Source organism: Cupriavidus malaysiensis, assembly GCF_001854325.1.
GTDB lineage: Bacteria > Pseudomonadota > Gammaproteobacteria > Burkholderiales > Burkholderiaceae > Cupriavidus > Cupriavidus malaysiensis.
This window is the reverse complement of the sequence record NZ_CP017754.1, coordinates 3,260,830-3,273,446: the sequence shown is the minus strand read 5'-3', so window position 1 is coordinate 3,273,446 and position 12,617 is coordinate 3,260,830. Positions and strand designations below refer to the sequence as shown.

General features: G+C 66.8%; 12 protein-coding genes and 1 tRNA gene. 10 read left to right on the top strand and 3 right to left on the bottom strand.

Annotation, left to right across the window (positions count from 1 at the left end; translation table 11 throughout):
* The first annotated feature begins 29 nt into the window (after positions 1–29).
* The 10 genes from bamB to BKK80_RS14720 all read left to right on the top strand — a co-directional run bounded on the left by bamB (position 30) and on the right by BKK80_RS14720 (position 10,797).
* The gene (gene bamB / locus BKK80_RS14765) at positions 30–1,211 is read left to right on the top strand and encodes an outer membrane protein assembly factor BamB (protein ID WP_071013934.1); all 1,182 of its coding nucleotides are present in this window, start codon (positions 30–32) and stop codon (positions 1,209–1,211) included.
* A 215-nt stretch (positions 1,212–1,426) separates the two neighbouring features.
* Positions 1,427–2,770 carry a ribosome biogenesis GTPase Der gene (gene der / locus BKK80_RS14760; RefSeq protein ID WP_071070084.1) on the top strand — a complete coding sequence of 448 codons (1,344 nt, stop codon included), beginning with the start codon at positions 1,427–1,429 and terminating at the stop codon, positions 2,768–2,770.
* A 210-nt stretch (positions 2,771–2,980) separates the two neighbouring features.
* Complete coding sequence (hfq, locus tag BKK80_RS14755; protein WP_006577126.1) at positions 2,981–3,220, top strand: RNA chaperone Hfq; 240 nt, start codon at positions 2,981–2,983, stop codon at positions 3,218–3,220.
* A 236-nt stretch (positions 3,221–3,456) separates the two neighbouring features.
* Entirely contained in the window at positions 3,457–4,722 is a 1,266-nt protein-coding gene (hflX, locus tag BKK80_RS14750) for a GTPase HflX (RefSeq protein WP_071013929.1), read from the top strand.
* Between the two features lie 95 nt (positions 4,723–4,817).
* A complete protein-coding gene (gene hflK, locus BKK80_RS14745; RefSeq protein ID WP_071070082.1) occupies positions 4,818–6,203 on the top strand; it encodes an FtsH protease activity modulator HflK in 1,386 nt (461 codons plus the stop codon).
* A gap of 11 nt (positions 6,204–6,214) precedes the next feature.
* Entirely contained in the window at positions 6,215–7,111 is an 897-nt protein-coding gene (gene hflC, locus BKK80_RS14740) for a protease modulator HflC (protein WP_071013921.1), read from the top strand.
* Between the two features lie 94 nt (positions 7,112–7,205).
* Positions 7,206–7,394: a DUF2065 domain-containing protein gene (locus BKK80_RS14735; protein WP_071013919.1), complete on the top strand. Its 189-nt coding sequence runs from the start codon at positions 7,206–7,208 to the stop codon at positions 7,392–7,394.
* A 95-nt stretch (positions 7,395–7,489) separates the two neighbouring features.
* Positions 7,490–8,641 carry an ATP phosphoribosyltransferase regulatory subunit gene (locus BKK80_RS14730; RefSeq protein WP_071013916.1) on the top strand — a complete coding sequence of 384 codons (1,152 nt, stop codon included), beginning with the start codon at positions 7,490–7,492 and terminating at the stop codon, positions 8,639–8,641.
* Positions 8,642–8,759: 118 nt separating this feature from the next.
* The gene (locus BKK80_RS14725; protein WP_071013913.1) at positions 8,760–10,100 is read left to right on the top strand and encodes an adenylosuccinate synthase; all 1,341 of its coding nucleotides are present in this window, start codon (positions 8,760–8,762) and stop codon (positions 10,098–10,100) included.
* 136 nt (positions 10,101–10,236) lie between these two features.
* Positions 10,237–10,797, top strand: a complete 561-nt coding sequence (locus BKK80_RS14720) for a phosphoribosyltransferase (RefSeq protein ID WP_071013912.1) — start codon at positions 10,237–10,239, stop codon at positions 10,795–10,797.
* A gap of 64 nt (positions 10,798–10,861) precedes the next feature.
* Here BKK80_RS14720 and BKK80_RS14715 read toward each other — a convergent pair whose 3' ends face one another.
* From BKK80_RS14715 to BKK80_RS14705, 3 genes are all read right to left on the bottom strand, one after another.
* Positions 10,862–11,473, bottom strand: a complete 612-nt coding sequence (locus BKK80_RS14715; RefSeq protein WP_071013909.1) for an NAD(P)-dependent oxidoreductase — start codon at positions 11,471–11,473, stop codon at positions 10,862–10,864.
* A 102-nt stretch (positions 11,474–11,575) separates the two neighbouring features.
* Positions 11,576–12,010, bottom strand: a complete 435-nt coding sequence (locus BKK80_RS14710; RefSeq protein WP_071070080.1) for an Rrf2 family transcriptional regulator — start codon at positions 12,008–12,010, stop codon at positions 11,576–11,578.
* A 481-nt stretch (positions 12,011–12,491) separates the two neighbouring features.
* Positions 12,492–12,578 (bottom strand) — tRNA-Leu (locus BKK80_RS14705).
* Between the last annotated feature and the right edge of the window lie 39 nt (positions 12,579–12,617).

Here is a 12,617-nt window from a genome sequence, read left to right as displayed (position 1 = left end):
GTTCTCACCCAAAACACTATCGGAACCTTATGACGTCATTGCTTTCCGCAGTCGGATCCGCCTCCAGCCAGCGCGGCGGTGCCCTGGCCCGTGCCATGGCCGTCGGCGCCTGCCTGGCGGTGCTGGGCGGTTGCTCGTTGTTCGGCAAGGAGGACAAGCATCCGCCGGCCGAGCTCAAGCCGATCACGGCGACGCTGTCGGTGCGCCAGGCCTGGAAGGCCGGCGTCGGCAAGAGCGGTCCGTACATCCTGCAGCCCACCGTGGCCGACGGCAAGGTCTATGCCTCTTCGAACGGCGGCAAGGTGGTGGCGCTGGAAGGCGCCAGCGGCCGCGTGCTGTGGAAGGCGGAGACCGATGTCGACCTGACCACCGGTCCCGGCAGCGACGGCAACGTGACGGCGGTGGCGGGCGAGAAGGGCGTGATCTACGCGTTCGACAATACCGGCAAGCAGATCTGGAAGAAGCAGGTCAACGGTGAAGTACTGTCCACGCCCCTGGTCGGCAATGGCATGGTCGTGGTGCGCACCACCGATACGCGCGTGCTCGGCCTCGATGCACAGAACGGCGATCGCCGCTGGATCTACCAGCGCTCACAGGCGGCGCTGAACCTGCGCGCCGGCATGGGCATGGTGTTCGCCGGCGACGGCATCGTGATGGGCTTCCCGGGCGGCAAGCTCGGCGTCCTGGCGCCATCCAACGGCGTGCTGCGCTGGGAAAGCACCGTGTCCTATCCGAAGGGGGTTTCGGAGATCGAGCGCCTGAACGACGTCACCGGCTCGCCGGTGGTGATGGGACGTCAGGTCTGCGCGACGACCTTCCAGGGGCGTATCGCCTGCCTGGAGCTGTCGAATGGACAGCCGCAATGGGCGCGCGACTTCTCGTCGCCGGCGGGCCTGGCCCAGGACGAGACGACCCTGTTCGCCAGCGATGAGCGCTCGGTGGTCCATGCCTTCGACCGCCAGAATGGCAATGAGCGCTGGAAGGACGACCAGCTGCAGAACCGCCGCCTCGGTATCCCGACCGTGGTGGGCCGCTCGGTAGTGGTGGGGGATTTCGAAGGGTATGTGCATTTCCTGTCGCGCGACGACGGCCAGATCGTGGCGCGCATGAAGACCGATGGCAGCGCGATCGGCGCAGCGCCGGTCCTCGCCGGCCAGACGCTGGTGGTACAGACCCGCGACGGCGATCTCTACGGCTACGTGCCGGACTGAGCGGCGGCGCGGCGCCAGCCGCGCGCCAGTACACGGCGCCGCCCGCGCACCTGTCGGCGGGGGCGGCGCTGATCCGGTAGCATGAACCGCGCCGCGGCGCGGAGGATCCCGACAGGACAAGCGGCAGGCCGCGCTCAGATGCGGCCTGCCGTCGGACCAATATGACTCCGGAGCCCGGGGGGCGGCAGGTGCCGGCCCCCGCTTCCTTTTTTTGCATGAAACCAGTTATCGCACTCGTCGGACGGCCCAATGTGGGCAAGTCGACGCTATTCAATCGCATGACCCGCTCGCGCGACGCCCTCGTCGCCGACCTGCCCGGGCTGACGCGTGATCGCCACTATGGCGAGGGGCGCATCGGCGGGCGGCCATTCATCGTCATCGATACCGGCGGCTTCGAGCCCGTGGCCAAGGACGGCATCATGGCCGAGATGGCCAAGCAGACGCGCCAGGCCGTGGTCGAAGCCGATGTCGTGATCTTCCTCGTCGACGGCCGTCTCGGCCTGGCGCCGCAGGATCGCGTCATCGCCGATTACCTGCGCAAGACCGGCCGGCGCGTGATGCTCGCCGTCAACAAGGCCGAGGGCATGAAGTACACCTCGGTGGCGGCCGACTTCTACGAGCTCGGCATGGGCGATCCCTATGCCATCTCGTCCACCCACGGCGATGGCGTGCGCGAGCTCGTCGACGAAGCGCTCGAGATCGCCGTGCAGGAGCGCCCCGAGCTTGCCGAGACGGATGACGCGGGTGCCCGTGGCACCAAGATCGCGATCGTCGGTCGTCCCAACGTCGGCAAGTCGACCCTGGTCAACACGTTGATCGGCGAAGAGCGCGTGATCGCCTTCGACATGCCGGGTACCACGCGCGATGCCATCTATGTGGAATTCGAGCGCGGGGGCAAGCCCTATACCCTGATCGACACGGCCGGCCTGCGCCGGCGCGGCAAGGTGTTCGAGGCGATCGAGAAGTTCTCGGTGGTGAAGACACTGCAGTCCATCGACGATGCGAACGTGGTCGTGCTGTTGCTCGACGCCCAGCAGGACGTGTCCGACCAGGACGCTCACATCGCCGGCTTCGTGGTCGAGTCGGGACGGGCGCTGGTAGTCGGCGTCAATAAGTGGGACGGGCTGGACGGCCACGCCCGCGACCGCATCAAGCACGATCTGCAGCGCAAGCTGCAGTTCCTCGACTTCGCCAACTTCCACTTCATCTCCGCGCGCGAGCGCTCCGGCATCGGCGCGTTGATGCGCTCGGTCGACGAAGCCTACGCGGCGGCCATGATCAAGATGCCGACGCCGCGCCTGACGCGGGTGCTGGAGGAGGCCGTGCAGTTCCAGCAGCCGCGCCGCGTCGGTGCGACCCGGCCGAAGCTGCGCTACGCGCACCAGGGTGGTTCCAATCCGCCCATCATCGTGGTGCATGGGAACTCCCTGTCGGGCGTGCCGGAGACCTATCGGCGCTACTTGGAGAACCGATTCCGTGCGGCGTTCAACCTCAAGGGCACGCCGCTGCGCATCGAATTCCGTACGAACAAAAACCCGTTTGCGGAATCGAACGAGTGAGTCGGCGCCGGGGCGTTTGCCACGGCAAGTTTCGTTTGCGTTCGCTTGGAACTGAGGCTAAATTCACGTAAGCGGGGCCACCCGCCTGTTGAAACCGGCTTGGTACCACCGTTTTGTTTTTTTTCTGGCGCGTTCTTGCGCCGATCGACTTGAAATCGGGGACTGATGTCCCCATTGATCATCACTAAACCTATAAATTTGGAGTGTGCCATGAGCAACAAAGGGCAACTGCTACAAGACCCGTTCCTGAACGCGCTGCGCAAGGAGCACGTGCCGGTTTCCATCTATCTCGTCAATGGCATCAAGCTGCAGGGCAATATCGAGTCCTTCGACCAGTACGTCGTCCTGCTGCGCAACACGGTGACGCAGATGGTCTACAAGCATGCGATCTCCACCGTCGTCCCGGCGCGCGCGGTCAATTTCCGCGTCGATGATTCGGCCGAAGGCTGATACGACGGCGACCGACATCGCCAGCCGCGCGCCCGCGCGGCTATCGTTTTACGGATCGGTGCCGCCGCCCCGCGAGGGCGGCGGCGCTGCTCTAGGCCTGGCCGATTGCGGTATGCCGGCACCTGCGCCACTCCCCCGCCGTGTGATCGACCGGCCGGGCACAAATGGCCCCGGCGCCAAACGCGTGGCAGGCTATTCCACCCTGATTTCCCCCCGGCGCGCTGCGCCCGACCCGCTTGCAACCCAGAGACACTTCTAATTCCGCGCCCACCCGCGCCATCCTGGTCGGCGTCGATTTCGGCAAGCACGACTTCCAGGAGAGCCTGGGCGAACTGGCGCTGCTGGCCACGACGGCCGGTTCGCTGCCCGTCCATACGCTGACCGGCAAGCGCTCGCGTCCCGACCCCTCGCTGTTCATCGGCTCGGGCAAGGCCGAGGAACTGCGGGAGGCCGCCGATGCGCTCGATGCCGACGTGGTCGTGTTCAACCATGCCTTGAGCCCGGCGCAGCAGCGCAACCTCGAGCGCTTCCTGAATCGCCACGTCATCGATCGCACCGGCCTGATCCTGGACATCTTCGCGCAGCGCGCGCAGAGCCACGTCGGCAAGGTGCAGGTGGAGCTGGCCCAGGTCCAGTACCAGGCCTCGCGCCTGGTCCGCGCCTGGAGCCACCTGGAGCGGCAGAAGGGCGGTATCGGCATGCGCGGCGGCCCTGGCGAACGTCAGCTCGAACTGGACCGCCGCATGCTGGACGACCGGGCCAAGCGGCTCAAGTCCGACCTCGCGCGGCTGCAGCGCCAGCACAGCACGCGCCGGCGCGCGCGCGAACGAAACGACACGCTGAGCATCTCGCTGGTGGGCTATACCAACGCGGGCAAGTCGACGCTGTTCAATGCGCTGACCAAGGCGCGCGCCTATGCGGCCGACCAACTGTTCGCCACGCTCGACACGACTTCGCGCCGCCTGTACCTGGAGGGTCTGGGCAATGTGGTGCTGTCCGACACCGTCGGCTTCATCCGCGACCTGCCCACGCAACTGGTGGCGGCCTTCCGTGCCACGCTCGAGGAGACCGTGCACGCCGACCTGCTGCTGCACGTGGTCGATGCTTCCAGCGCGGTGCGGCACGAGCAGGTGGAACAGGTCAACCGGGTGCTGGCGGAGATCGACGCGGCGGATATCCGGCAGATCGTCGTGATGAACAAGATCGATGCGTCGCCCGAACTGGCTGCGCAGGGTCCGCGCGTGGAGCGGGACGAAGCGGGCGTGCCGACGCGCGTCTTCGTCAGTGCGCGCGAAGGGCTGGGCCTGGAAGCGCTGCGTGGGGCCATCGTCGAGGTCGCGCACTGGCTGGCCGAACGGCCGGACGATCCCGAGCCGCTCGACCCGCGCCTGGCGCACCTGACCGAGATGGCGCCGCACGGCGGTGCCGGCGAGCAGGGGGCGGATGACGCCGAGGGCGGCGCTGACGGGGAAGCCGGCAGCGCCCAGGTTCCCGCCCGTTAGCCGCAATTCGCCGGCAATTTGGCCGGGTTCGCCAAATGTGGCGTCGATGGCTGCTAGAATCCCCCTGTTACAAACTTCCTGGACCCGTGCACTTCATGCCCCAGTTCTCCCGGAATCCTGCCTCGCACCGCCTCGCCGGCGGCGCAGCCCCGTTGCGCGAGGCTTGGCTGCGGCTACGCGCCATCTTCTCGCTGAACGATCCCCGTTGGGGCCGCAATGGTCAGGATGACGATGGGCGCGACAAGGAAGGGCGCGACGACAATCGTCAGCAGAACCAGCGGCCTGACGGCCCGCCCGATCTCGACGAACTCTGGCGGGATTTCAACCGGCGCCTGAACGGCCTGCTGGGCCGCAAGGACCAGGGCGGTGGCGGCAACCAGGGCTTCGGCGGCGCACCCCGCCCGGGTGGCAAGGGTTCCGGCGTCGGTGTCGGCGTCATCGTCGTGGCCGCGCTCGGTATCTGGCTGGCCAGCGGCTTCTTCATGGTGCAGGAAGGCCAGACCGCCGTCATTCTGCAGTTCGGCAAGTTCAAGTACAGCACCGGCCCGGGTATCAACTGGCGCCTGCCCTGGCCGATCCAGTCGGCCGAAATCGTCAATCTGTCGGCCGTGCGTTCGGTCGAGGTGGGCCGTTCGACCTCGATCAAGGATACGAACCTGAAGGACTCGTCGATGCTGACGCAGGACGAGAACATCATCGACGTGCGCTTCACGGTGCAGTACGACATCGACAATGCGCAGGACTACCTCTTCTACAACAAGACCGAGCGTGGCGGTGACGAGGAACTGGTGACCCAGGCCGCCGAGACCTCGGTGCGCGAGATCATCGGCCGCAACCGCATGGATGCGGCGCTTTACGAGAACCGCGAGCAGATCGCGCAGTCGCTGGCAAAGTCGATCCAGGGCATCCTGAGCGCCTACAAGTCGGGCATCCGCGTGATTTCCGTCAACGTGCAGAGCGTGCAGCCGCCCGAGCAGGTGCAGGCGGCGTTCGATGACGTCAACAAGGCCAGCCAGGATCGCGAGCGCGCGATCAGCGAAGGCCAGGCGTACGCCAACGACGTGATCCCGCGTGCCAAGGGCACGGCGGCGCGCCTGGTGGAGGAAGCCGAGGCCTACAAGGCGCGCGTGGTGGCCCAGGCCGAGGGCGATGGCTCGCGTTTCCGCCAGGTTCAGGCCGAGTACGCCAAGGCACCGCAGGTCACGCGTGACCGGATCTACCTGGAGACCATGCAGCAGATCTACAGCAACACGACCAAGATCCTGGTCGATGCCCGCCAGGGCGGCAACCTTCTCTACCTCCCGCTGGACAAGCTGCTGGCACAGGCGCAGGGTGACGCGCGTGGCGCGGCGCCCGCCGCGCAGACGCCGGCATCGTCGCAGTCGGCCAGCGGTGCGGGCGCAGCTTCGGCGCCCGACATGTCCGGCGACAGCAGCCGTTCGCGCGATGCCCTGCGCAACCGCGACCGCGACTCGCGCTGAGGAGGCCAGACATGAATCGACTCATTTCCTTCGTCATCGGCCTGCTGATCGTGCTGGCCGTGGGTTCCTCCATGCTGTTTGTGGTGGACCAGCGCCAATACGCGGTGGTCTTCGCCTTCGGCGAGATCAAGCAGGTCGTGCGCGAGCCCGGCCTGCACTTCAAGCTGCCGCCGCCGTTCCAGAACGTGGTGTTCATGGACCGCCGCCTGCAGACCATCGACGTGGCAGCCAACGAGCGCTTCCTCACCGCCGAGAAGAAGAGCATGGTGGTGGACTGGTTCGTCAAGTGGCGTATCACGGATCCGCGCAAGTTCTATGTGGCCTTCGGCGGCAATATCCGCGGCGCCCAGGACCGCATGACCCAGCGCATCGACTCGGTCGCGCGTGAGGAATTCGGCAAGCGCACCGTTGCCGATGTGGTCGCCGGCGAACGCGAGAAGGTCATGCAGAACATCCGCGCCGGCATGGCGGAGTACGCGCAGTCGGTCGGCGTCGAGATCCTCGACGTGCGGCTCAAGCGGGTCGACCTGCTGCCGGCGATCAGCGAGTCCGTCTATCGCCGCATGGAGGCCGAGCGCAAGCGCGTGGCCAACGAGTTGCGCTCTACCGGGGCAGCCGAGGGCGAGAAGATCCGCGCCGATGCCGACCGCCAGCGCGAAGTGCTGCTGGCCGAGGCCTACCGCGATGCACAGAAGGCCAAGGGCGAGGGCGATGCGCGCGCGTCGCAGATCTACGCCGAGGCCTTCGGCCGTGATCCGCAGTTCGCGCAGTTCTGGCGCAGCATGGAAGCCTATCGCAACACCTTCCGCGACAAGCGCGACCTGATGGTGCTCGAGCCCGATTCCGAGTTCTTCAAGTACATGCGTTCGAGCGGCGGTGCGGCGCCGGCACCGGCGGGACGCCGCTGACCGGTCCGGCCAGCCCCGGCTTCAGGCGAGACCCCGGCCCCGGCCGGGGTTTTGTCCGGATGGCGGGTGCGACGATGCTTGTTGGGGCACTTCGATGAGTGACGCACTCTGGCTCGCGCTGGCCTTGCTGCTGGTGCTCGAGGGGATGCTTCCCTTTGCCGCGCCGGCGTTGTGGCGCCAGGCGATGCTTCGCCTGACACAGCTGCCTGATGCACAATTGCGCGTGTTCGGGCTGGTAGCGATGGCTGCTGGCCTGCTGGGCGTCCTGCTGCTGCGGCATTGATGTCCTGAAGTCCTGAACGCGCGTGCCGCCCCGGGCGGCTGGCCGGACCGGCCGCCCGCAACCGATTACCAGATTCACCGAGAAGAGATTCCCCCATGTCCGACCACTGGCTGCTGCCTGAAAACATTGCCGACGTGCTGCCGTCGGAGGCGCGCAAGATCGAAGAACTGCGCCGCCGCATGCTGGACCTGTTCCGCACCTACGGCTACGAGCTGGTGATGCCGCCGATGATGGAATACCTGGAGTCCCTGCTGACCGGTACCGGCCACGACCTCGACCTGCGCACGCTGAAGCTGGTGGATCAGCTCTCGGGGAGGACTCTGGGCCTGCGCGCGGACATCACGCCGCAGGTGGCGCGTATCGATGCGCACCTGCTGAACCGTCCCGGGGTCACGCGGCTGTGCTATGCCGGCAATGTGCTCCATGCGCGACCGGCGGGCTTCCATGCCACGCGCGAGCCGATCCAGATCGGTGCCGAGATCTACGGCCATGCCGGCCTGGAGGCTGACGTCGAGATCCAGGAGCTGATGCTCGCCGCGCTGCGTGCGGCTGGTCTGTCCGGCATCCGCCTGGACCTGTGTCATGCCGGCATCCTGGAGGCTCTGCTGGAGGGGCTGCCGTCTGGTCGCAAGATCGAGGCCGACCTGTTCGCCGCGCTCGAGACCAAGGACGTGCCCGCGCTGCGCGCGATCACGGCAGGCATGCCGGAGGCCGAGCGCGATGCGCTGCTGGCGCTGCCGACGCTGTACGGTGGAGTCGAGGTGCTGGAGCGCGCGCGCGCCGTATTGCCGGCGAGCCCGAAGATCCAGCGCGCGCTCGACGAGCTGACCTTCCTCGCCAGCGAGGTGCGCGACGCCAGCGTCAATATCGACCTGGCTGACCTGCGCGGCTACCACTACCACAGCGGCGTGATGTTCACCGCCTACGTTGCCGGCCTGCCCAACTATGTGGCGCGCGGCGGCCGTTACGACAAGGTCGGTGAGGCCTTCGGCCGGGCCCGTCCGGCGACCGGCTTCTCGCTCGACCTGCGCGAGGTGGCGTCGTTGTCGCCCGTCGAAGTGCGGGCGCTGGCCGTATTCGCGCCGTGGGATGCCGATCCCGCGCTGCGCGCGGCGATCGCGGCGCTGCGCGCGGGTGGCGAGATCGTCATCCAGTCGCTGCCGGGGCATACCAAGGAACTCGACGAGTTCAACTGCGACCGCCAGCTCGTCCGCCAGGACGGAGCCTGGAAAGTCATTCCGCGCTGAGCCTTCGCATCACCGGCAGGGCCGCGTGGGGCGGCCCGTGCGCGCTTGCGCCTCCAAAATGGCGGGCGTGCCGCGCAACGAGAGTAGAATACGTTTTTAACCTTCTGACCGAAACAACATGTCCGCTTCTGCAGTAAGCCAGGGACGCAATGTCGTCGTGATCGGCACCCAGTGGGGTGACGAAGGCAAAGGGAAAATCGTCGATTGGCTTACCGACCACGCAAAGGGCGTGGTGCGGTTCCAGGGCGGCCATAACGCCGGCCACACGCTCATCATCGGCGGCAAGAAAACCATCCTGCGCCTGATTCCGTCGGGCATCATGCGCGAAGGCACGATCTGCTATATCGGCAATGGTGTCGTGCTGTCGCCGGAAGCGCTGTTCCGCGAGATCGAGGAACTGGAGTCGGCCGGCCTGCAGGTGCAGAACCGCCTGCGCGTGTCCGAGGCGACCACGCTGATCCTGCCCTACCACGTGGCCATCGACAAGGCACGCGAAGCGCGTCGCGGCGCCGGCAAGATCGGCACCACGGGCCGCGGTATCGGACCGGCTTACGAGGACAAGGTGGCGCGCCGTGCACTGCGCGTGCAGGACCTGTTCGACCCGCAGCAGTTCGCCGAACGCCTGCGCGAGAACCTCGACTTCCATAATTTCGTGCTGACCCAGTACCTCGGCGCCGAAGCGGTCGACTTCCAGCAGACGCTGGACGAGACGCTGGCCTATGCGCCGCGCCTGGCGCCGATGGTGGCCGATGTCTCGGCCGAGCTGTACGCGGTCAACGCGGCCGGTGGCAACCTGATGTTCGAAGGCGCGCAGGGCACGCTGCTCGACGTCGACCACGGTACCTATCCCTTCGTCACCTCCAGCAACTGCGTGGCCGGTGCCGCTGCCGCGGGCGCGGGCGTCGGCCCGGGCCGCCTGAACTACATCCTGGGCATCACCAAGGCCTACTGCACGCGCGTGGGCTCGGGGCCGTTCCCCAGCGAGCTGTACGACAACGACAATCCGTCGCGCCAGGATCCGGTCGGCGTGCGCCTGGCCAATGTCGGCAAGGAATTCGGCTCGGTGACCGGCCGTCCGCGCCGCACCGGCTGGCTGGACGCCGCCGCGCTCAAGCGCTCGGTGCAGATCAACGGCGTGTCGGGCCTGTGCATGACCAAGCTCGACGTGCTCGACGGCCTCGAAACCATCAAGCTGTGCGTGGGCTACACGCTCGACGGCAACACCGTCGACATCCTGCCGCGCGGCTCGGATGCCGTGGCGCGCTGCGTGCCGGTCTACGAGGAATTCGCGGGCTGGAATGAGTCCACGTTTGGCGTGAAGCAGTGGGACGCACTGCCCGAGGCGGCCCGTGTCTACCTGAAGCGCATCGAAGAAGTGGTCGGCATCCCGATCGACATGATCTCGACCGGCCCCGACCGCGACGAGACCATTCTGCTGCGTCACCCCTACCTGGCTTGACGCCTCCGGGTGCCGCCCACCGGCGGCGCGTCGGCAAGCAATACGGCCCGCGCAAGCGGGCCGAAACGTATCCGCCTCCGGCACCGGAGGCCCTGACAAGACGAGCGCGACACCGCGCCAAAGTGAAGAGCCAATCATGAACCTGCCGAGCAACGACGACGAGAACCTGTGGGTCTCCTGGGACGAATATCACCGCCTGATCGCGCGGTTGTCGTTGACCGTGCACGAGTCCGGCTGGAAGTTCGACAAGATCCTGTGCCTGGCGCGCGGCGGCCTGCGCGTCGGCGACCAGATGTCGCGCATCTTCGATGTGCCGCTCGCCATCCTGGCCACCAGCAGCTATCGCGAGGCGGCCGGCACGCAGCAGGGTGAGCTCGATATTGCCCAGTACATCACCATGACGCGCGGCGAACTGACCGGCAAGATCCTGCTGGTCGATGACCTGGTCGATTCGGGCGTGACCCTGGAGCGTGTGGGCCGGCACCTGAAGGAGCGCTATCCCGCCGTGACCGAAGTGCGGTCGGCGGTGCTGTGGTACAAGGCCTGCTCCAAGGTGGCGCCGGACTACCACGTCGCCTACCTGGCGACCAATCCCTGGATCCACCAACCCTTCGAAGAATACGACACGCTACGTCCGCACAACCTGTCGGCCTGGCTCAAGCGCGGCCGCCACGGCGGCGACGCAACCCAGGGCTGAGCCCGCGCTTAGCGGTCGGGGAGGGCTTACCGCCCCGGCCGTCGCCTGCTGATGCTGCGCTGGTTCAATAGCCCACTGTGAAGCGCTGGCGTTCGTGCGCCGGCTTCTCGATCTCGTCCAGCATCGCGATGGCGTAGTCTTCCATCGAGATCCAGCTCTTGCCGCTGGCGTCCGCCAGCAGCGTTTCCTCTCCCGTGCGGTAGCTGCCGGTGCGCGTGCCAGGCTCGAACAAGGCCGAAGGCGACAGGAAGGTCCAGTTCAGCGCGGTCTCGCTGCGCAGTGCGTTGAGGAAGTCCCGGCCGGCGAGCGCCTCGGCCTTGTAGATCTCGGGGAACTGCGGCGCATCCACCAACTGCGTGCCCGGCGCCACGAAGAGGCTGCCGGCGCCGCCGACCACCAGCAGGCGCGGCACGCCCGCCTGCTTGACCGGGCCGAGGATCTGTTCCGGCTTCGCGTCCAGGAAGCGCACCGTGCTGATGGCCACATCCTGGCCAGCGAGGGCGGCGGCCAGGGCGGCGCCATCCGCCACGTCGACGTCGAGCGTGCTCAGGCCGGCGCGCGGCGCGAGGGAGGTGGCCTTGCGCGAGAGTGCGGTCACCGTGTGGCCGCGGCGCAGGGCCTCGTCGATCAGGCGCGTGCCGACGCGGCCGGTGGCACCGATGATGGCGATCTTCATTGCAATTCTCCTTGTCTGCAGGTTGATGACAGCTTAGTCAATGCCCGCGTATTGCGGGCGGTCGATATGAAACTATTGTGGTTACATATCGGGATAAAAAAATCAGCGCCGGTGGCGCTGTGCGGCCTGTTCGACTTCTTCCAGCATGCCGGCAATCGTGATGCCGGCCAGCGCCTGGTCCATCGCGTCCTGGGCACGCGTCGCCACCTGCTTGAGCGCCCCGGTGATCTCGCGGCCTACCATGCAGGCCGGGTTGGGCGCGCTGTGGTGCAGCGAGATCAGCGCGCTCGTCTCGACGGCGCGAAAGACCTCGAGCAAGGTGATGCCGGCGGCCGGGCGGGCCAGCGCGGCGCCACCGGTGCTGCCCATGACCGTGGTCACCATGCCGGCTTCCGCGAGGCGGCCGATGAGTCGGCGGATCAGGGCGGGGTTGGTGCCCACGCTGCCCGCGATCAGCGATGACGGCAATGGTTCGCCAGCCTGCGCAAGCAGGGTCAGGATATGCACGGCGACGGCGAAGCGGCTGCTGGTGGTCATGGTGGGCGGTCAATATGAAACCATCATAGTTACAGATAGACCGGCCTGTCAAGGCGGACGACCAGGTGAGGCGGGCGGCTGCGCGGACTGTCGGCGTCGGGCTGCTTTGCTGGTCCGAAGAGGGGAACTTCCAACAGCATCTGAGCGTTTCTGTCGGAAGGATGCCGGAAGCGGCACTGAAACTGATACACTGGCCCACGGCGCAACCGTGGCCTGCCAGAGGGTCGGTTGCCAGGTGGCCCGCGGACATCCAGACGATATCCGCCGGCTGCGTCAGCAGGGCTGTCGTATTGCGGCCCAGTTGCATTCGAGCACTAGAGCAGCAATAGAGCAATAGAGTAATCGCGCGATCGAGCGTTTCGTTCACGCATTCACGCGCTGCGGCGCGAACGGGGAGTGGAATTTGCCGGGTCCGGGAAACAGCAAAGTGGAAAACAAAAAACCCGCAGGGCTCGAAAGCGCTGCGGGTTTCCCGGTGATCTGGTGCCCAGGAGAGGACTCGAACCTCCACAGTGTTGCCACCGCTAGGACCTGAACCTAGTGCGTCTACCAATTCCGCCACCTGGGCAGGTGTCGAAACAACCGAAGCGCTCATTATAGAGAGCGC